This is a genomic window from Shewanella bicestrii (genome assembly GCF_002216875.1).
In the GTDB taxonomy this organism is placed as follows: domain Bacteria; phylum Pseudomonadota; class Gammaproteobacteria; order Enterobacterales; family Shewanellaceae; genus Shewanella; species Shewanella seohaensis.
The window spans coordinates 365,907-387,319 of the sequence record NZ_CP022358.1; the positions used below are offsets into that span (position 1 = coordinate 365,907).

A 21,413-nucleotide genomic window follows, 5' to 3' on the forward strand; every position below is an offset into this window, starting at 1 on the left:
TTTGCTTATCTAGCGTCTTATTGCACTGACAATTGCGGCTAAATTCGTTACGCTCGTGCCTATGCGACATTGAGAGTCGTGTGCGCTAGGATTATTTCACTATAAAGGAAGGGTCGTGCTGTTAAAATCTCTTTTCTGCCTTCATGGGCGTGATTCCCGTCCCCGCTTTGTGGCCATCAGTGTTGGTGTGTATTTGGGCATTTCACTGGCTGTCGCCGCGTTTGGGGCGAACTTTTTAATGTATCTTTTAGCGTTGGTGGGCTTACCTTTGCTCGCCCTTACTGCGCTGCGCCGTTTAAATGATGCGGCTAAGCCTAAGGCCTTGGTTGCAGTCTTTATTCTGCCGCTACTGATTTTACTTGCGCTGTATATAGTGGCTGCGCCGCCCGTAGTCGCCATTCTTGGGTTGGTTTTGGGCGCTGGTGCGACATTTTGGGGCACACGTTTAACCTCTCCCACCTTAGTGGAGTATCGTTTGGGCTATTATGGCCCAGCATTAGATATCCCAACCTCGCAGGCCGTTCCCCGTCGTCGAGTCGAGCCCGTATTAACACCAAAGGCCGCAGCGGCACAGAGTGCTAGTGTCTCCCATGCTGCGCCGGATATTCCGGTATCGACAGAAGCCGAAACCTATTCCCATACTGAACCAACGAGTGCTTCCCCCGTTGTGGATGCCGAGTTGGATGCCTTGCGCCAAGATGAACTGCGTTTCGATGCGTTAACTAAAATGACGCAAAATCCTGCAGACTTTGTCGTGCAAGATGCGTTACTCGAGGGCCACGCCGATTTTCGTCCTGCCAATCAGAGCCGAGTCGAGCAAACCCGCATCGATATCGCCGATGTCGATTTAGCCCAAGTCGATTTACAGGGCGCAGAATTTAAACGCGCACCACTCGACCCTGCCGAGCACAGTGATGAGCCGGTATGGCGTTTTGACCCCGATGAAGATACCGCGGCCTTTAACGATACTGAGCATGCTGAAGAAGTGCGTCGTCGCCGCGCCGAGGCGAAAGAGTCAGGCTCAATGACTGAGTTGTTTAGAGGGGTTGCTGAGTTTTTTGCTCCCTATCGACGTTTTATTAAGTTGCCCTCTTTACCTAAGCTTGAGCGCCGTTATTGGTTGCCCGTCGGTGGTGGGGTAGGCGCTGTGTTGTTAGTCCTACTGGTATGGGGATTATGGCCCAATAGTGATGAGTCACTGGCTGAAGAAGCTGCTCCTGTCGTGCCCTCTGCGCCTATTGCCGCAAGCGATCGTGTGACCTTAGATATGCCCGATGGTTTTTCGGTGGCGTTAGAGCAAGATGTGTTAATTATTCGCTGGTTAGGTGAACGTGGTAAACCGCAACAGCTGTGGTCGATTGCCACGGCCAAGGGCGATAAGAGTTGTAGCGCGCTGGTGTTTAATAATGGCACTGAGTATCGCACTATCAGCGTGGACTTGCTTGCCGATTCGGCAACGGAGGCGCGTTTCACGCCGCTGGATACGGCCAATATCATCACAGATCTGGCTCGCCGTGGCAGCATTGGTTTGTGTGGTTACAAGTTCAGCCTCAAGGGTAGCCAAGCGGTTTTAGAGCCTAATCGCAACTTTGGTAATTATTTAGCACGTTAAACCGATAAAATTCTAGTCAGGACTAGAGGGGTAGATTACACTTTTGCTCCTCTTTTTCTCCAATCTTGTTTTAAATGCGCTCGCATAGCCGATTGCGGCGAGGTTCGGGAAAATATCTTTAATACGAACTGAACACTAATCCCACATGAATACAGATTTGACCTTAGTCATTATGGCGGCAGGGCTAGGTAGTCGTTTTGGCGGCGATAAGCAATTGGCCTCCCTCGGTCCTGCGGGCGAACCCATGTTGGTGTTATCGATACAGTCGGCGATCCGCAGCGGATTTAAGCGTGCCGTGCTGGTGATCCGCCCCGAATTGGAAGCGGAACTCCGCGAGCTGTTGATACGCTTTTTGCCGGCGGACTTCGAGTATCACTTCTGTTATCAGTCGCTCACCGATTTACCCGCCGAAGCGCAGCTTGCGGATGTGAGCCATCGTTTAAAGCCTTGGGGAACGGCTCATGCCCTCTGGTGCGCCCGTGATAGTGTTAATGGGCCAATGGCGGTGATCAATGCCGATGATTTTTACGGCGACAGCGCCTTTGCTTCTTTAGCGAAGGGATTAACCGCCAGACCTAACGACTGGATGATGGTGGCTTATCCGATTGCGCTGACCTTGTCCGAGCACGGCGGTGTGAATCGTGGCTTATGCCAAGTGGAGCAGGGGCAACTGCGCTCAGTCGCCGAATGGTTGAATATTCAAGCCCAAGATCATGGTTTTATCGGTGAAGGCCCTGAGGGATTGGCACCGCTTCCTTCGCAGTCGCTGGTTTCTATGACCTGTTGGGGCTTCTCGCCAAGCATATTTGATGTTATTAAACGTGAATTAATCGAATTTATCGAACAACAAGGCCAATTGCCTAAATCTGAATGCTATTTGCCTGCCGTGGTTCAGGCGGGAATTGAGCAAGGTGTGCCCGTGTTTGTCGATGTGGCCAGCGAACCTTGGCTCGGTGTGACCTATCCGCAGGATACTGTCTGGGTAAAGCAAAAATTAATGGAGTTATTGAGTGATAAAACTCATTAGGCAGTCAGTGTTGCCTCATTTTGGAATTGAAGCTGACGAGGCAAAAATCTCAGCGTTAGGGAATGGTCATATTAACGATACCTTGTTAGTGCGTTGGCCTTCGGGTGAATTAGTGCTGCAACGTATTAACACCCAAGTGTTTAAGACGCCGCAGGCATTGGTAAGTAATGCCGATAAGATAAGCCATCATTTATGCGCCAAGGCATTACAACAGCAATATGGTCTTCAAGTGGTGAGTCCATGCCTTACTCAAGAGGGTGAGTTGGCGATCGACTTAGGTGAGCAGGGATTTTGGCGTGCCATCAGTTATTTGCCCCACAGTTTAAGTATCGAGGTGGTGAAGTCTGAAGCCGAAGCCGAAATGGCGGCTAAGGCCTTTGGTCATTTTGCCTGTGCCTTGAGTGATTTCGATGCCACTCAGCTTGAGGATGTGATCCCGCAGTTCCACCATTTACCGGGACGGATGGAAATGCTGCGCCAAGCGGTGCAACAGGATAAAGCCAAGCGGTTGGATTTATGCCGTAACTGGGTCGATTACGCCCTGTCACAGCAGAGTTTATTAGATGAGCTAGCTGAGATTTCGCCACAGCTCTCGCTGCGTATTTGCCATAACGACACTAAAATCAACAATATGCTGTTTGATAAGCGCGACATGTCGAGCATGGCTATTATCGACCTCGATACGTGCATGAAAGGGCATCTGATGTATGACTTTGGCGATATGGTGCGTACCTTCTGTTCGCCTGAAGCCGAAGATTCGACCGCCCTTGATAATGTTAAAGTGCGCCAATCAATCTTTGCCGCCATTTGCCGTGGTTATTTAAGTGAACTGGGCGAAGTACTAACTGAGGTTGAAAAACGTAGCCTTTGGCTCGGGGCACGAGTGATTTGCCTGATGATCGGCGTGCGTTTTTTAACGGATTATCTCAATGGTGACGTGTATTTCCATGTGCATCGTGAAGGCCACAATTTGGATAGGGCTGCGAATCAATTTACCTTGTATCAAAGCCTGTTAGATCAAGAAGCCGAGTTGAAGGCTTGCTTCTAGCCCTAATCAAACGCCCCATTTGGGGCGTTTTGTTTTTGGCTTATATAAGACATAATTGCAACATCAAAACCCTTTAGTCTCATATGGATTTGGCTTGGAATGGGCACCCTCGAAGCTCCCACTGCATTAACGTGTTCGCGCCGTAGCGCTAGAAATCTCTGGTTAAGATGCACCCTGCGTCGCTCGCAGCAGGAAGCCGTGGCTTCGTCGATGATGACGGCGACGAGCGATAACTTTTTCAATGCTTACGCAATTTTTCTCGGTGCCAGTCTTGCACAAATGGGCTTTGTTACCGGTTTGCCACAGCTTTTCGGGGCGATGTCGCAGCTGGTTTCGGTCTGGTTAGCGAGTCACTTTTCCCGCCGTAGTTTTATCGTTTACTGCGCAGCTTTGCAGGCGTTGGTGGTATTGGGAATGGGCGCGTTAGCGGCCTTTCGTCCCGAACATGCGGTATGGATATTTATCGCGCTCGCCGTGGGATACCACGGGTTTATCAATCTTATCCAACCCCATTGGCGTGCTTGGATGGGGTCTATCGTGCCCGAGCGTCGCCGTGGCGCCTTTTTTGCGGCGCGTACCCGCTTAACCATGGGCGCATCCTTAAGCGTATTTTTTGTGGGCGGTGGCATTCTTACCTTTACCGATTCGCTGCAAATGGCCTGGTTAGGCTTTACCTTGTTGTTTTCGATAGCGGCTATGGGGCGTTTTGTCTCGGCTTGGTTGTTATTGCAAATGCACGACCCAGATCCGCGCGAAGCCAAGCAGCGGGGCGTATTTATCCAAACTATCCGCAATTTTCGCGGAGCATGGAAGGATAAAACCTTCCGCCAATACAGCCTATTTGTAGCCAGTATGCAGGCGATGGTGGCCATCTCGGCGCCGTTTTTCGCCGTGTATATGCTGGAAGATTTGAAGTTTAGCTACATTGAATTTGTGCTAGCCAGTGTGGCATCGATAGCGACTCAGTTTGTGACGCTGAAGTTTTGGGGGCGATTTAGCGATCAATTTGGTAATCGTTTGGTGATGATTATCACCAGCTGCATGATCCCAAGCTTGCCGTTATTATGGCTGTTTTCCGATAACTATCTGTATATTCTCCTCATTCAGGCGTTCTCGGGCCTAGCATGGAGCGGCTTTACCCTGAGCACAGCCAATTACCTTTATGATATTCGTCCCTTTCGCAGTGATTTTGCGACCTATGCGGCGCTGCAAGCGTCACTCAGCGCAGGGTTGGTGTTTGTGGGAGCCATGGTCGGTGGCACGATAGCCTCCCATGCGGCAGACTTTTTAGTCTGGTCAGGTTGGAATAGCTGGCTCAGTAGCCCGATTTTTGTGGTGTTTTTGGTGTCGACCATACTGCGCGCATTTGTGACGCTGTGGTTTATTCCGCGCTCGGTCGAACCTAAAGTCAGGCCTAGGCCGCAGTTGCTGCAGCTTATCTTCCGTATCCGCGGTTTTAACGCGATTTCGGGCGTGAGTCTCGACTGGTTAACTGTGGTAAAACGCCGAAATACCCCTGACTAGCTTTACTATCCGTTAGGTTTTTAAAGCTTATAATCGAAGAACTTACGTTTTTCCGGCCCCGAGGCATTAGCGCTGATCTTATTCGGATGTTTATATTCATCCCAACTGGCGACATTACGGCCGACATTGAGCTTAGGAAAGTTCTGTTGGTCTTCGGCGCAGGTCAATCCGATAAATGCTAATAACTGGCCGAGGGCGCCTTGCTGACTTACATCGAGTGATAAGAAGTCATCTCGGCGGGCAAAATAGTCGAACACGCTTTGTTTATGGCGCTGATAACAATCGATAAGATGTTGTGTATCTTGCGGATTTTCGACTACACCTACGCCAAAGCTATGGCGAAAACTGCGTTTCATAATCGGGTGGAATCGGCCGGTTTGCACATCTAAATGTGGCAGCATTCTACTGAGTAACATTTGCATCGACGGCATCCAAGATTCTAGCTCGCGGTCAAGATAGACAAACTTGGCTTTGGGGAATAATCCATCCAACTGTTTGAAATCGCTAAAGCAAGGCGCATCGGAAATCGCATCCGCCTGCATAAAGGCTTCTTTTGTAAACGCCATATGCGCCACTTTTAAGCCTTGCTCCAATAACGCCACACTTACGCTCGTCGTCCCAGTGCGGGGCAGCCCTATGATAATCAGCTTATCGACGAATTCAGGATGAGAATGCTGTGAGGACATGGACAATGGCTCTTAGTGAATGCGTGTGGCGCGATGAAAGTACCGCGCAGTATATCTTAGCGAGCGTGATTTGTCGGTAGTTGAGGATCTGTCTACTGCGCAAGCTTTGGGATTTGCTTCCGGCGCATTTTTAAAGAGGCTTAGTCGGTATTTGCCAGTTTATCCCGTAAAAACTCAATCAATACCGTCACTTTGGTTGGGAGGTATTTTCGCTGCGGATATACGGCATAAATACCGTGTTCGGGGAGTGAAAAGTCAGCCAGTATCGTTTGTAAACGCCCTGCCTGTAGATCGGACTCAACAATAAAGCGTGGTAGGTTGGCGATGCCAAGACCATCGAGACAGGCTCGATGGATGGCATCACTATTATTAACCTGATAGTTCCCTTTGGGTTGGATGCGTTGCATGCCATCGGGACTCTGGAAGCTCCATTCCACACCATCTTGAAAGTAACTGTAAAACAAACAGTTGTGCTGAGTTAGCTCGCTAGGAACCATGGGTAAACCGTGCTGCGCTAGATATGCGGGGGACGCGCAAATCACGCTGAAACAAGGGGCAATTTTGCGGGCGATAAGGCTGGAGTCGGGCAGTTCGCCGATACGGATAGCTAGATCGAAGCCGCCTGCGATTAAATCAGTGGTCTTATCATCCATTTGCATTTGCAGCTGAATATCGGGGTAACGTTTTAAAAACTCAGCGATTAAAGGTGCAATATACAAGCGGCCAAACACCATAGGCACGGAAATTCGCAGATTGCCTTTAGGCGTTTGCTGCAGCTCGGAGATTGCATCCAATCCTTCTTGGGTAAGCAGCACTGCGGGGCGAATATATTCGAAATAGCGCGCGCCAGCATCCGTCAGGCTCAAACTGCGAGTGGTACGTTGTAATAGTTGAATTCCTAAGTGTTGCTCCAGTTGCGTAATACGCTTGCTGATGGCCGATTTGCTCAGCCCAAGTTTTTGTCCTGCGGCGGAAAAGCTACCGCATTCCACTACAGTGACAAAAATGGGCAGGGCAGAAAAATGATCCATTAAAGGGCTCCAATGTTGTGGCTGTGAGTTTTTATGCTCAGGCCGATCAGCGGCGATGATAACCCGTTTTGGAGCTCCTCTCTGGAAACAGGTGCCTAATCTAATTACTGTTGAGATATGCTCAACAATGGGTTTCATGTATGCGGTATTATCAATCTTAAACCAAGATAGTAGACTATTTTGCAACTAAAAACCTATTCCCTTGGAGTTGAAGGCGCTAAAGCATTATTGGCAGATAGACTTGCTAACTATGCTCTGTTTTTCGTGTGCCTTCGCGTTAGATTTTGGGTGTTGTATAGTACTGTGCTGCTTGTCTTGACGGATTAAGCCGTGCCTTTAGTGTGTTGTTAGGAGTCGTATGTCATCTTTAACCCCGAATCATGCTGCCGCTTTACCCTATACTTGGGTGCTTTTTGATGCAGATGAAACTCTCTTTTATTTCGATGCTTTCGAAGGGCTGAAGCGTATGTTTTCAGGTTTTGGCGTCGATTTTACTCGTACCGATTTCGAAGAATATCAAAGTGTAAACAAGCCGTTATGGGTTGCGTATCAGGATGGCAAGATCAGCGCCGCCGAACTGCAAACCATACGTTTCGAGCCATGGGCGGCAAAGCTTGCGCTGACCCCGCAAACCTTAAACAGTGCATTTTTAACGGCGATGGCCGAGATTTGTGCGCCTTTGCCCGGCGCCCGTGAATTGCTGGCCGCGCTGCAGGGAAAAGCCAAAATGGGGATCATCACCAATGGTTTTACCGAGCTACAGACAGTGCGTTTAGATCGCACTGGTTTACAGCATCATTTTGATATTTTGGTGATTTCAGAAAAAGTGGGTATGGCTAAACCCGATGTTGGTATCTTTGAATACGCCCTCGAGTTGATGGGCCAGCCAGCGCGCGAACAGGTGTTGATGGTGGGCGATAACCCGCATTCAGATATTCAAGGCGGCATCAACGCGGGATTTCACACCTGTTGGTATAACGTCCATGGACACGCAGCCCCCGCAGGTATTCGCCCGCACTTTCAAGTCGCCTCCCATCATGAGCTACAGCAGAAACTCATGCCATTACTCGGCTAGCCTCTAAAAAACCAAAAGCCCTTTAAAAGGGCTTTTGTTTTTAGATCACACAAGCAACACTATTCCACGTTCTGGATCTACTTATTGATTGATTACTTAAATGTTTTTAAAATCAATTGGTTTGTTGTTTTTTTTAAATGTTTTTATTTATTTAGTAACCGTTTGTTTGGAGGTTATTACGTGAAGGCTTGTTGTTTCGACAAACATCGAGCGATTAGTTTCTGAAACCTACGGAGCGATTGTGTTTATCCTTGTTCCTACTGTACTTAATTCGTATTCGCTATTTAGCATGCTGTTTACCCAGCGATTGTCTAGGAATTTAAGTTTGCTTATCTGCATGCTACATTCGTAATCCTTCGCAGGGTTACTTTTTGTCGCGATAGTTAACTTACCACGTAGGATAATGTTTTTAGGTTTAATATTTGACCAAAGTTTGTTTTTACTTCACGATTCTCAAAAACATAAAATTAATAAACATATGTCTAACAAGAAAGATGGAAATGAACATTCTGAAACGCCTCAAGAGCTCGTGATTGCTCTTGTTTCGGCTGTTGGCTGTGATTTAGGTCACTTTATCCGTTTAATTGAAGAAGAGTTAGATTTATATGATTTTTCTGTCAATTCCATCAGAGTTTCCTCTGACTTTCTTAAAAGTATTAATCCACCTGAAAGAGCGTTAACTAAGCTAGCATCTATTAACCACATGATGACAGCAGGGAATAGTTATCGTGATATTTGCCGTGATAATGGAGCATTAGCTCATGCTGCGATTGCTAAAATAGCTGAAATGAGAGCCAGTAAAGGCGAGCATGAAGAGCCTAAACCGCTTGATAAACATGCATGGATAATAAGGTCTCTCAAACACCCAGATGAAGTCAAAGTTCTTAGAGATGCCTATGGGGACAGGTTGTTTGTTCTGGGCATACACGCTAGTGAAGAAAAACGTAGAAGTACATTAGAAGCAAAAAGACGAAGCGCTGATTCAAACAGAATAATTGACCAATTGATCGAAAGAGATGCTCAAGAGAAAGATGGGCATGGCCAACATACTCGAGACACCTTTCATTTGTCAGACTTTTTTATTAACGAAGATCAAAACGCTGACAAAAACAGAGCTGATATTGAACGAGTCTTTAAGTTAATCTTTGGTCATCCTTATACCACTCCAACATTCGATGAATTCGCGATGTATATGGCGTTCGCAGCGTCAGTTCGTTCAGCAGACCTTTCTAGGCAAGTCGGTGCCGTACTGACTAAAGATAGTAACATTATCTCAACTGGTGCTAATGACGTTCCTAAAGCCAATGGCGGTCTATACTGGCCGATAAGAGATGAAAAGCAAGCTCATTATGTCGATGTTAATGATGGACGTGACTACACCAGAGGTTTTGATACAAACAAGCAAACGATAAGTGAGCTGTTAAGCGACATTGTTCAAAACATAGATTTGAATAGCATTACTGAGACCAAATCTTTTTCACAAGAATCACAAGGATCTTTCAAAAAAGCTCTATCTTACCAGTTAGCTAAAACTGGTTTAAAAGACATTACTGAGTATGGGCGAATCGTACACGCAGAGATGGAAGCCATACTTTCATGTGGTCGTTCAAATAATAGTACCTATGGAACAACGCTGTACTGTACAACCTTTCCGTGTCATAACTGTGCTAAGCATATCATTGCATCAGGAGTGATGCGGGTTGTTTATGTTGAACCGTATGCTAAAAGTAAAGCGTTTGAGTTTCATAGTGATTCAATCTCGGAAGAACAGTCATCTGATAAGGTGGCTTTTGAGCCGTTTGTTGGGGTTGGACCAAGAAGTTTTCTCAATTTATTCTCTATGAACTTGGGGAGTGGTCGAAAAATTAAAAGGAAGGATTCTGATGGAAAAGTGCTAGACTGGCACAAAGAATCAGCTAAGCTGAGATTAGCTGAGAATGATTTTAGTTACATCACAAAAGAAGATATATCTACTTTTATCCTTGGAAAACAACTAGATATTTATAATAAATACACATCAGGAAAATAAGGCTGCATTATGAAAAAGGTTGATAACCAAGCATTGTTAAGACACGTTGAGAAAGTTAATCAAAAAGTTTCCCAATGGCCACAATGGCAACAGCAGCTGATCAACCAGAGAGTATCTGAGCCTAAGAAGGCGCAGGCTCAGTTAAGAGGTGCAGTTCACTCTTAACCCCTTCGATGAGCCGCCAATGCTGCGGCTCCTTTCGTTTACATACTCGTCACTATGGACAACTGTTAGTCTAAATCTTCTAAAGTACTCCCTTCTTACCTTACTTCTGTAATCAAAGATATTGCTCTCATAATAACTTCATGTATTCAAAGCGGAAAAATTAACTTAGGTATGTGAGAAGCAGAATGTTCTCTTAGTCGACGTACATCTAGGCCAATATTAACGTCGTCATCTATGTGTTATTTGTGCGGATGTTGTTATGAATCACATAAATGATTTTTTTATTAACAGGTCAAATTGTTAAATTTTGCACGGAGTGATACAAGCCTTAAGTGTTAGGATAGGGAAAGGACTAATCAATCATCGTATGGATCAATGAGCAAAAAGATATCACTTCAGCAACTAGAAACTGTTTTATGGAAAGGGATTACTGAGCATCGCGGGAACCTTGATTATTCAGTAATCAGAGACCAAGTGCTGTGTCTCATGTTCATCAAGTATTTGTCTGATCGTTTTTTGCTCGAACGTGAACAGATAACTCAAACTTTTCTTCAACAAGGCCATTCCCTAGATAAATCAGAAGTACTTGCAGAAGAACCTAATGCGTATCAGACAGGTTTCATCCCCCTATCTACAAGTTGGGCATCACTTGTAAATATTAATCCATTTTTCCATCTTGGAAACGAACTAAACCGAGTTGCGGAGTCTATTGAACGATATCAGCCTTGGCTATCAGGAGTTCTAACTTCAGTCGATTTTTGTCAGAGCTTTAATCATGCCGATGAGAAAGCTATAAATCGCTTCTGGGCAGGCCTTATTCACTTTTTTAGTTCGTTAGACTTAGCGTCGGATTATTCAGATGATTTCCCACAGCTTTTTAGCGGATTACTTAAGAGATTTGCTGATGCCGAGGGGAAGAAAGGCGGTGTATTTTATACGCCAAAAGAAGTTGTCAGCCTTATGGTTCATCTGATTAAGCCAAATGCAAAAATGAGTGTATATGACCCAACCTGTGGGTTTGGCGGTGCTCTGATTCAAGCTGACGAATATCTAAGAAAAAATTCCACACCTAGGCTCGCTGACCACTTACTCTTATTTGGTCAGGAGTTAAGCTATAGCACTGCGGCTGTGTGCAGGATGAACCTTATTGCAAACGGTTTATTCTATGCTCGAATCGAATGTGGGGACACATTAATCTCTCCAAAGTATGTCAGAGAAAATCGGCTAGAAAGATTTGACCGTGTACTTTGTCATCCTCCTTTTTCATTAAAACTGACTAATCCTGAAGAGTACTATTTTGATAATTTCGGCCAGTTTAGTTTTGGCTTTCCTCCCAAAAGTTCTGCTGATTTAGCATTTTTACAGCATGTGATTGCTAGTCTAAACGACACAGGCTTAGGTGCTGTAGTCATGCCTTTGGGCGCACTCTTTCGTGGTAATAGTGAACAGGCGATTAGAGAGGAAATTCTTCGTTGTGATTTGGTGGAGTCTGTAATTGCACTCCCTCCGGGGATCTTTTATGGGACATCAATATCAACGTGTTTGGTTATTGTTAATAAGAGCAAGCACCCAGATAGAAAGGGAAAAGTCCTGTTTGTAGATGCGTCACAAGAGTTCGAAGCTGGTCAATATATGAATATGTTGACGGGGGATGGAAGTCAGCGTGTAGTTGAGGCTTTTGAGAAATTTGAGTCCTTGGGGGCATTTAGCAAAGTTATTCCTGTCGATGAGTTACTGCGCAACGATGCTAAATTAGACGTCAAACGCTATATCGATAATTCTCCAGTAATTCGAGAGATTGCCACGCTTTTACGTCACCACGAAGGTTTTGAGCAAGTTTCACTAAGTAATAAGAAAATGGTTAATGCTATAGAAGTGGTTAAGGCCGATACAAATCTAGATACGCCAAATGCGATTTATTTAAGGCGAACCCGACCTGAACATGCTGCTATTTCGCTAGGTTTTAGCATGACACCTAAACCTAACGAATACCTACGGCTAACATTTAATCAAGATAGATTATTATCTGAGTACGCTAAATTATTTTTTGAGTCTCAACTGGGTAAGTTAATGTTGGGGCAAATACCTACTGGTGTAAGTATCCAGCGACTTCAAGCTAAATCCATCCAAGCACTTAGTATCCCCATCCCTAAGCTGGAAGTTCAGCAAGAGGTGATAAAAGTCGCGGGGAAATTAGAAATTGCTAGGAAACAGATTGATTTATTCTTCAGTAAACTGACAACAGAGCCAAAGCAGTACAAAGCGATTGAAGATAACACCGATGCAATGGTTTATACCCTTTCATCAATGAGCGATACCAAATATTTACAGCATTTGATCTCTTTTGGCGAGACACGTCAGATGGAGTTCAAGCAATCATTCTTTGCTAATGCCGATAAGCTTCACAAACCTGAAGGAAGGATTGAAAAAGATAGCGGAGTGCAGGCTGAAGTCATTAAAGATATTGTTTCTTTTATCAATACTAGCGGCGGCATTCTGCTAATCGGTGTGAACGACAAGGGTAAAGTCCTTGGCGTTGACCTTGAGTGTAAACGCTTTAAGTTCAATAAAATGGATAACTATTTCCAAGAGCTTGGCGCTCAATTAGCGTCAAGGATTAGCCCTGATTACCTGCAATACTGCAAGCTGACGGAAGTCCCTTTTGAAGATAAAACAGTTGTTAGAATTGACTGTAGTCCGTCGTCACATCCCATTTTTATGGATAACACTAAATTTTATGTCAGAACGGATACGTCTTCTCCGGAACTCACCGGAAATTCAATGTTAAGATACATCCAGAATCATTTTAAGGTTGCATTGTTCAATGACCCAGAAACTCACTCTCCAACAGCTTGAATCCTTCCTGTGGGAAGCCGCTGACATCCTGCGCGGCAATATGGATGCCTCAGAGTACAAAGACTACATCTTCGGCATGATGTTCTTAAAACGCTTGTCTGACGCCTTTGAAGAGGCGCAAGAAAGCGTGGTTCGGTACTACCTCGATAAAGGCAAGACCCAAGAGCAAGCTGAGGCGCTGGCGCAAGATGAAGACGAATACGATAAAACCTTCTTTGTGCCGCAATCTGCCCGTTGGTCAGCGCTGAAAGACCTTAAACACGATATCGGTGCCACGCTCAACAAAGCCACTGAAGCGATTGAAGAATACAACAGCAGCCTCGAAGGGGTGTTGGTCACTATCGACTTCAACATTAAAAACAAGCTGTCTGATAAAAAGCTGCGCGACTTGCTGTCGCACTTCAGCAAATACCGCCTGCGCAATGAAGATTTTGAGCGGCCAGACTTGCTCGGCACCGCTTACGAATACCTCATCAAAATGTTTGCCGACAGCGCGGGTAAAAAGGGCGGTGAGTTCTACACCCCAAGTGAAGTGGTATCGCTGCTGGTGGCCTTACTCAAGCCTAAAGCGGGCATGCGTATCTACGACCCAACCTCCGGCTCCGGCGGTATGTTGGTGCAAACCCGTAACTACCTAGCGGCCCACGGCGAGAACCCCGGTAACCTGTCGCTGTTCGGCCAAGAGATGAACCTAAACACATGGGCCATCTGTAAGATGAACATGTTCCTGCATGGCGTGCTCAGTGCCGATATTCGTAAGGGCGATACCCTGCGCGAGCCTAAGCACACCGAAGGCGGCGAGTTGATGACCTTTGACCGCGTGATTGCCAACCCGCCATTCTCACTGGCGAAGTGGGGTAAAGACGAGTGCGATAACGACGGCTTTGGCCGTTTCCCCTATGGCACTCCGCCAAAAGATGCCGGTGATTTAGCCTTTGTGCAGCACATGATTGCCAGCACTAATGCCGAAGGTATGGTCGGTGTGGTGATGCCGCACGGCGTGCTGTTCCGTGGCTCCAGTGAAAAGGCGATCCGTCAGGGCATTCTAGAAGATGATTTGCTGGAAGCAGTCATTGGTCTGCCATCTGGCTTGTTCTATGGCACCGGTATTCCTGCTTGCCTACTAATCATCAATAAACACAAAGCGAGCGATCGTAAAGGCAAAGTGCTGTTTATCAATGGCGAGCTGGAGTACGAAGAGGGCAAAAACCAAAACAAACTGCGCCCGCAAGATATTGAGAAAATCGTCACCACCTTTAACAACTACCAAAACATTAAGCGTTACGCCCAAGTGGTTGAGCTGAGTGAGATTAGCGATAACGACTACAACCTCAATATTCGCCGTTATGCCGATACCGCGCCACCAGCAGAGATCTTTGATGTCCGCGCCATCCTGCACGGCGGTGTGCCAGTGCGTGAGGTGGAAGACGAGTATATTCAAGAAGAGATCCTGCAAAGCTTTGACGTCAGCCGCGTGTTTACCTTGAAGACCGAGGGCTACTACCAGTTCCGTTCTGAAATTACCGCCAAAGAGCAGATCCGCGAGTTTGCCAACGATGCCACATCCGCCATCATCAGCCAATTAGAGCGCTGGTGGGACAAGTACCACGTGTCACTCAAACAACTCGACGATGAGGTTGCGACCGCAGAGAGCGTAATGCAAGGCTATCTCAAGGAGCTGGGTTATGAGTGAGCGGGTTCCAGATGGTTGGATGTTAAAAATTGTTAGAGATACTTCTAAATTATCAGCAGGAGGAACACCTAGCACGCAAGTAACTGAATATTGGGAGAATGGTACTATTCCATGGATGTCTTCTGGAGAAGTGCACAAAAAACGCGTGCATAGTGTTGATAATTGTATAACAACGCTCGGCTTAGAAAATAGCAGTGCGAAAATGTTTCCTTCAAAGTCTATATTGGTGGCTCTAGCTGGACAGGGGAAAACGCGTGGAACGGTTGCTATCAGTGAGATAGAGTTAACGACAAATCAATCTATTGCTGCAATTATTGTCAAGGATAAATCAGTTTATCCCGATTTTTTGTATCACAATCTTGATAGCCGCTATGAAGAGTTAAGAGGGGTCTCTGGGGGAAGCGGTCGCGCAGGGTTAAACCTTGCGATATTAGGTGATCTAGATGTTTTGTTACCACCACTCCCTGAACAACAAAAAATCGCCAAGATTCTGACCTCGGTGGATGAGGTGATTGATAAGACACAGGCGCAAATCGACAAGCTCAAAGACCTGAAGACCGGCATGATGCAGGAGCTGTTGACCCAAGGTGTCTGCATCGATGGCCAGCCGCACACCGAGTTTAAGGATTCCCCTGTTGGCAGGATTCCGAATACGTGGCGATGTAAAAAGCTAGGTGAGCTAGTAATTGAAAAAGGACTTCAAACAGGACCGTTTGGTAGTCAGTTGCATTCGCATGAGTACATAGAGTCGGGCATTCCAGTTGTAATGCCAAAAGATATGAAGGGCAACAGAGTCTCAAAAGACTCTATTGCGATGATATCAAAAGAAAAAGCTGAAGAATTAGATAAGCATCGAGTGGTTGAAGGCGATATTTTGTTTAGTCGTCGAGGTGATATTGGCAGATTCGCTTTAATTGAAGAACAGAATAGTGGATGGGTTTGCGGTACCGGAGCCTTAAGAGTTAGGGTTAGTAGCGAGCTGAACGCCTCATTTCTCGCCGCATATCTGACATTGAAAGCCGTAATCGAGTGGTTAAATGTGAACGCTGTTGGGCAGACGATGTTGAATTTGAATACATCAATCTTAGCTGAGCTGCCTGTGGTTGTCCCTAGTAAATCAGAACAGCTATTGATAGCTAAAACGCTGAAATCTATAGATGATAATTTGAATACAAAACTAGGACGACTAGAACAGTTAGATTTGATGAAAAAAGCCCTCATGCAGGATCTACTAACGGGTAAGGTGCGGGTTACCATCGACTAGCAAGGACGAGCAATGTTACAGGCAATTCTCCATGGAAAGGCTGGGCGTATCGATGGCGATAAAGGCCAGTCGAACAGTTGGCGAGAGGTGTTTAAGGGGCGAGAAGACCTAATGACGGCGGCGGTATTTGGCCGCTTTGCCTATCTGTCAGCGCCTGTACAAGCGACCTTAATGCAACGCTGGCTTGGCGTGACTGAGCCAGCGTTTGATGACTTTGAGCAGATTGATTTCTGGCCCAGCTTTTCACTAGCCAATAATGATGATCGCAATCGCGTCGAGCCTGATGCAGTGCTCAATTTTGCCAGTGCTACGGTGATCCTTGAAATCAAACCGCCGCAAGGTGGCGACCAATATATTGACCAATGGCAGCGGGAGATTGCGTCTTACCTGCAAGCGGAAGAGCGCAGCCAGTTACCGCTGTACTTTCTCGCCATTGGCCGTATTCCTTCGCGCAAGATAGTTAATGACTGGATTGATACGCTTAAAAGTGAGTTCAATAGTCAGTTATCGGGTATTAACGCTTTGGTGTGGCAGCCGGTGGTTAATGACATACTGGCGCTCGATAAGGGCGCGTTAGCCTGCGAGCCTAATCAACAAGACAAGCGCATTATTGCCGACATTCTGCACGCAGCGCGCTTATATCAACTCAAAACACAGGCCTACAGCTGGCAGACATTACTCGAACACCCGCTACCGCGCCTGAGCTTGCAGCAACCGCTATTGCAAGATAAGCCACTGGCTAAAGTCTGCGCGCAACCTGCTCGCGCTGGCACGGCAAAGCCTTTACGGCAGTGGCACGATCTATTCACGTTTACTGCCGCGCACCCTCTATCACTCAAGGATATCAATACATGGAACAAGTGAATGATCTGCTATTACAGGTTCGTACCGCTCACCGTTTAATTGCTGCGTATTATCAGCGTGTTGTGCCGACCATTGCTGAGATGGCGAGCAAGCTTGAACTGACCTTTTGCTACTGGGGCAATGCTGATTTTGCGCTTACCCCCGCCACCCATCGCAATATCACCGAGTATTGGCAATGGGATCTGTTGCCGGGGATGAACTCGCATTATCTCTACAGCCAGTTTCAACTAGCCAATAACAAGGTGCGTATTGGCGATTATTTGGTTGAGTTTATTGTAGTGTCGGATACTGGGGTGGATAGCCATGGCAATGGGCATAAAAACGAACCAGACGCGCTTAATTTGCCGCTAGCGGTTGATAAGGCGCAAAGTTTACTGCGTGTGGTGGTATGCGCGCCGTATCAAACGTTTGAAGAGAGTTGGTATAGCAATATTTGGTCTGGTGTTCACTACCCTGACTTCAGCAGTAATCCAACGCCTGCCAAAGATAAAAATAATGAGTCTTGTTTCTTAACAGGGTACGAATGTTCGTTAGCTGAGCTGATGTCTGAGGCTGGCGTTGAGCAAATTATTGAACGGGTTAAGCAACATATCACCGACACCGTTGCCGCGGCGAAAGCTGAGTATGAACGTGTTGCTGGTGGGCAGGGTGTTGCCTCATGAGCAATAACGAATTCGACAAAGTAGAGCAACCAGCCATCGCTCAGCTGCACCAGCTAGGTTGGCATTATATTCCCGGTAAAGCGCTGGCGCCGGAGCACAGTAATCAAGAACGTGATTACTTGCGTGATGTGGTATTGGTGAAGCGCTTAACGCAGGCGATTGAGCGGATTAATCCGTGGATTAGTGAGGAAAACCTGCGCAAAGTGGTGCGCATGGTGACGCACCCGCAATGCGCGGGTTTGATGGAGTATAACCACGGTTTTTATCAAACCATGGTGGGCTATCTCTCGGTCGAACAAGACATTGGCAAGGGCAAGAAAGGCCAAACGGTTAAGCTGATTGATTTTGATGATGTCAGCAAAAACGAATTTATCTGCACCAATCAGTTTAAGGTGGAAGGCGCTAAGCAAACCATCATTCCTGACATCGTTTGTTTTGTGAATGGCCTGCCGCTAGCGGTGATTGAGTGTAAATCGCCGTTCATCTCTACGCCGGTTGCTTGTGGCATTGACCAACTGCGCCGCTACGCTAATCAGCGCCATCCTGAAGATTTTGAGGGCTCAGAAAAGCTGTTTTGGTATAACCAACTGATGGTATCGACTAGCCGCGATATCGCCCGCGTGGGCACCATTAGCTCGCCTGCACAGTATTACGCCGATTGGAAAGATGCTTATCCGCTGACTGATGCGCAGATTGCCCAAGTAGATAGCGATAACGTGGTGCCATTAGCTAAAAAGTTAACGGTAGAGCAGCCTGTTGCCAGCGTTGACGCTGCGGGTAGTGAACTGCCAGAAGTGGCTGAGCCACCAGCAGATTACCAAGTAGCAAAGGTAACCGCGCAGCAACGGCTACTTGCAGGGATGTTTAGCCGTGAGAACTTTCTCGATATCGTGCGTAACTTCATTCTGTTTGAACCTGATGATGGCCGCTTAATTAAGAAAGTGGCGCGTTATCAGCAGTTTCGCGCGGTGAATAAAGTGATTCATCAATTAAAGACTGGCAAAACCCGCAAGGAGAAGTCGGGCGTGGTATGGCATACCCAAGGCAGTGGTAAGTCGCTGACTATGGTGATGCTGGCGGTAAAAATGCGCCATGACCCCGAGCTTAAGCAATACAAGCTGGTATTTGTGACTGACAGGACTCAGTTAGATGAGCAGCTGTCTGCCACCTTTCAAGGAGCCCAAGGCGAAACCGTGTATAACGCGGATTCGGTTGCCGCGCTGCGTGACCTGCTGAAAAAAGACAGCTCAGACTTGGTGACTGCCATGGTGCAGAAATTCCAAGATGCGGAGAAAGAGGCGTTGCAACAGGGCGACAAGAGCTTTGTTAACATCAATACCTCCGACAAGATTATTGTGCTGGCGGACGAGGCGCACCGTACCCAGTTTGGGGGCTTAGCGACTACCATTAACGCCGCTTTGCCGAACGCGCCCAAAATCGGTTTTACCGGCACACCATTGTTGAAAACCCAAAAGATGGATACCGCCTTTGGTGGCTACATTGATAAATACAAAATCAATGAGGCCGTTGAGGACGGCGCAACGGTAAGGCTGTTGTATGAAGGCCGTGAGGTAAAAACCGCTGTGGCGGGGGAATCGCTTGATGCCTTGTTTGAAGAGTATTTCGGTGATTACACCAAAGAAGAACAGCAAGAGATTAAGCGTAAATACGGCGTTGAAAAGGCGGTGCGAGAAGCGCCCGCACGCATTCGTTGGGTGTGTATCGACCTGTTGAAACATTACCGTGAGCGCATTCGGCCTGATGGATTTAAGGCGATGATCGTGGTTGGCAGTCGTCACGCGGCAACCATCTTCAAAAAGACCTTAGACGAGTTAGGTGCGCCGCCATCGGAGGTGATTATCTCCGGTGATCATAATGACCCGCAGTACATTGCCCAATACACTGATAAGGTCCACCAGAAGAAGGTTATCGCTAACTTTAAGAAGCCGTTTGGTACAGATGCACCGGGCACAGATGAGAAACAGCGCAAGTTTGATAATACCGCCTTTTTGATCGTGAAAGACATGCTGCTCACTGGCTTTGATGCGCCGATTGCGCAGGTGATGTATATCGACCGTAAGCTGCAAGACCATACCTTGATGCAGGCGATTGCGCGGGTGAACCGAAACTACAAAGGCAAAGAGTGCGGTTATGTGGTGGACTACTACGGTTTAACCAGTTATCTCACCGATGCATTAGAGCTGTTTAGTAGCGATGATGTCGAAGGCACCTACCAAAGCCTTAAAGATGAGTTGCCTAAACTGCAAGCTGCGCATACGCGGCTTAAGGCGTTTTTCAAAGGCGTGACCAGTGATGACGTTGATGATTATGTTGTCGTCTTGAAAGACGATGCTGTGCGGGCGCAGTTTGAAGTGGCTTACAAGCGTTTTGCTAAGCAATTGAACGTGATTCTGCCTGATGCTTCAGCTAAGCCTTTTATCCCGGATATGACCTTCTTTGGCAAGGTGCATCATGCGGCGCGCAATCGTTATCGTGACGATGGTATGGATTTGCTGGATGTGGGCGAGAAGGTGCGCCAGCTGGTGGACGAGCACATTTTGAGTACCGGCGTAGACCCGAAAATCCCACCGGTAGATTTACTGGCCGCTAACTTTAAAGAGCATGTGCAAAAGATTAAATCGCCTGAGTCAAAGGCCTCAGAAATTGAGAGTGCGCTTAAGCATCACATCAATATCAATTTAGAGGATGATCCCGAGTATTACCGTTCGTTGAGCTTGCGCTTACGCGATATTATTGAGAAGACGGCGGGTAACTGGGAGCGCCAGCTAGAGCTGTTGCTGGAAATGACTGATGACTTGGGCGCTGCACATAAGCAAGCGGCGCAAGATGTTGGCCTGAGTGAAACCGAGTTCGCCTTTTACAATATTCTGTTGGCTGAAGTCACCCGTATCCATGACGGCGATATGATTGATGAAGCATTGCATGATCAAATTAAGTCAATGACACAGGCGTTAGTTCAAGTATTGGATGAAGCGACGCGGATCGTCGATTTCTTCAATAAAGAAGACGAAATCAAACGGATGAAGAAAAAGATTAAGCGAGTGATATTGGAGCAGCCTTTTGGCGATAAAGCGCTGGTAGCAACTCTGCAAGACCGCTTTGTTGATCTGGCTAAGCACAAGTTTGGCAACAAGTGACAGTCACCGCGATGCAAGAGATTGAAGTAATCAAACAAGCGGGCTACGAGGTGCGGGTTGAACGTACCTCGCGCCGTAAATCCGCCACCATCAAAGTGGAGGAGGGTGTGGTTGCTGTGGTTGTGCCCAAAGCGCTGTCATCGGAGAAAGTCCACCAGCTGGTGGCCGCTAAACATCAATGGATTCTCGAAAAGTTGGCGATTCATGCGGAGGCGCGGCCATTGCGTGGCAAGGAGTATGTCTCTGGCGAAGCATTCCCTTATTTAGGTCGTAACTATCGCTTGAAAGTCGTTAGCGGCAAAGTGAGCCCGACCAAATTGGTTGATGGGAAAATTACCGTTACTGTGCCTGAATATGCCAAGCAAGCGCATTTTGTGCGCCGTGCGTTAGTCCACTGGTATAAGCGCAACGCTGATAAGAAAATCCGCGAGAAGGTAGACCGTTATCAATCGGTAGTGGGCGTAGACACGGCGATTGTGCGTATCAAAGACTTTAAAAGTCGGTGGGGCAGTTGTACCCCTTACGGCGACTTAGAGTTCAATTGGCTCATTGTGTTAGCGCCTAACCGTATCGTTGATTATGTTGTCGTACATGAGCTTTGCCATCTGCTGCATCATGACCACTCGCCACAATTCTGGAAAGAGGTTGAGCGGGTGATGCCCGATTACCGTGAGTGCAAAGAGTGGTTGAGGGACAATGCCCAATTGCTGGTGGTGTAG

Annotated in this window: 16 protein-coding genes; 14 read left to right on the top strand and 2 right to left on the bottom strand. The window is 47.0% G+C overall.

Going from position 1 to position 21,413, the window contains the following annotated elements; all coding sequences use genetic code 11:
• Positions 1–115 precede the first annotated feature (115 nt).
• The 4 genes from CF168_RS01725 to CF168_RS01740 all read left to right on the top strand — a co-directional run bounded on the left by CF168_RS01725 (position 116) and on the right by CF168_RS01740 (position 5,211).
• Positions 116–1,612 carry a hypothetical protein gene (locus CF168_RS01725; RefSeq protein ID WP_089066761.1) on the top strand — a complete coding sequence of 499 codons (1,497 nt, stop codon included), beginning with the start codon at positions 116–118 and terminating at the stop codon, positions 1,610–1,612.
• Positions 1,613–1,757: 145 nt separating this feature from the next.
• A complete protein-coding gene (locus tag CF168_RS01730; RefSeq protein ID WP_089066762.1) occupies positions 1,758–2,639 on the top strand; it encodes a nucleotidyltransferase family protein in 882 nt (293 codons plus the stop codon).
• On the top strand, positions 2,623–3,687 hold the full coding sequence (locus tag CF168_RS01735) for an aminoglycoside phosphotransferase family protein (protein WP_167373526.1): 1,065 nt from the start codon (positions 2,623–2,625) through the stop codon (positions 3,685–3,687). Before CF168_RS01730 ends, CF168_RS01735 begins: the two co-directional genes overlap by 17 nt.
• Positions 3,688–3,786: 99 nt before the next feature.
• Positions 3,787–5,211 carry an MFS transporter gene (locus CF168_RS01740; protein ID WP_089066763.1) on the top strand — a complete coding sequence of 475 codons (1,425 nt, stop codon included), beginning with the start codon at positions 3,787–3,789 and terminating at the stop codon, positions 5,209–5,211.
• 20 nt (positions 5,212–5,231) lie between these two features.
• Here the strand turns inward: CF168_RS01740 and CF168_RS01745 are convergent, their stop codons facing one another.
• Together CF168_RS01745 and CF168_RS01750 are read right to left on the bottom strand one after the other, a co-directional pair.
• Complete coding sequence (locus CF168_RS01745) at positions 5,232–5,897, bottom strand: sulfotransferase family protein (RefSeq protein WP_089066764.1); 666 nt, start codon at positions 5,895–5,897, stop codon at positions 5,232–5,234.
• A gap of 140 nt (positions 5,898–6,037) precedes the next feature.
• Positions 6,038–6,928 carry a LysR family transcriptional regulator gene (locus tag CF168_RS01750; RefSeq protein ID WP_089066765.1) on the bottom strand — a complete coding sequence of 297 codons (891 nt, stop codon included), beginning with the start codon at positions 6,926–6,928 and terminating at the stop codon, positions 6,038–6,040.
• Positions 6,929–7,286: 358 nt separating this feature from the next.
• Between CF168_RS01750 and yjjG the strand changes: the two genes are divergently transcribed.
• The 10 genes from yjjG (at position 7,287) to CF168_RS01795 (ending at position 21,413) form a co-directional block, all read left to right on the top strand.
• Positions 7,287–8,003 (top strand): pyrimidine 5'-nucleotidase, encoded by a 717-nt coding sequence (gene yjjG / locus CF168_RS01755; RefSeq protein ID WP_089066766.1) that lies wholly within the window; start codon positions 7,287–7,289, stop codon positions 8,001–8,003.
• A 403-nt stretch (positions 8,004–8,406) separates the two neighbouring features.
• Positions 8,407–10,032, top strand: a complete 1,626-nt coding sequence (locus CF168_RS01760) for an anti-phage dCTP deaminase (RefSeq protein WP_206191652.1) — start codon at positions 8,407–8,409, stop codon at positions 10,030–10,032.
• 9 nt (positions 10,033–10,041) lie between these two features.
• A complete protein-coding gene (locus tag CF168_RS22275; RefSeq protein ID WP_157705910.1) occupies positions 10,042–10,197 on the top strand; it encodes a hypothetical protein in 156 nt (51 codons plus the stop codon).
• 375 nt (positions 10,198–10,572) lie between these two features.
• Entirely contained in the window at positions 10,573–13,053 is a 2,481-nt protein-coding gene (locus CF168_RS01765; protein WP_089066767.1) for an N-6 DNA methylase, read from the top strand.
• Positions 13,022–14,746, top strand: a complete 1,725-nt coding sequence (locus CF168_RS01770) for a type I restriction-modification system subunit M (protein WP_089066768.1) — start codon at positions 13,022–13,024, stop codon at positions 14,744–14,746. Before CF168_RS01765 ends, CF168_RS01770 begins: the two co-directional genes overlap by 32 nt.
• Positions 14,739–16,010 carry a restriction endonuclease subunit S gene (locus CF168_RS01775; RefSeq protein WP_089066769.1) on the top strand — a complete coding sequence of 424 codons (1,272 nt, stop codon included), beginning with the start codon at positions 14,739–14,741 and terminating at the stop codon, positions 16,008–16,010. The genes CF168_RS01770 and CF168_RS01775 overlap by 8 nt, the downstream gene beginning before the upstream one ends.
• 12 nt (positions 16,011–16,022) lie before the next feature.
• Positions 16,023–16,874, top strand: coding sequence for a hypothetical protein (locus CF168_RS01780; protein WP_089066770.1), 852 nt, complete (start codon positions 16,023–16,025; stop codon positions 16,872–16,874).
• Positions 16,862–17,536: a hypothetical protein gene (locus tag CF168_RS01785; protein WP_089066771.1), complete on the top strand. Its 675-nt coding sequence runs from the start codon at positions 16,862–16,864 to the stop codon at positions 17,534–17,536. The genes CF168_RS01780 and CF168_RS01785 overlap by 13 nt, the downstream gene beginning before the upstream one ends.
• Positions 17,533–20,694: a type I restriction endonuclease subunit R gene (locus CF168_RS01790; protein ID WP_089066772.1), complete on the top strand. Its 3,162-nt coding sequence runs from the start codon at positions 17,533–17,535 to the stop codon at positions 20,692–20,694. Before CF168_RS01785 ends, CF168_RS01790 begins: the two co-directional genes overlap by 4 nt.
• On the top strand, positions 20,691–21,413 hold the full coding sequence (locus CF168_RS01795; RefSeq protein ID WP_240520052.1) for a M48 family metallopeptidase: 723 nt from the start codon (positions 20,691–20,693) through the stop codon (positions 21,411–21,413). The genes CF168_RS01790 and CF168_RS01795 overlap by 4 nt, the downstream gene beginning before the upstream one ends.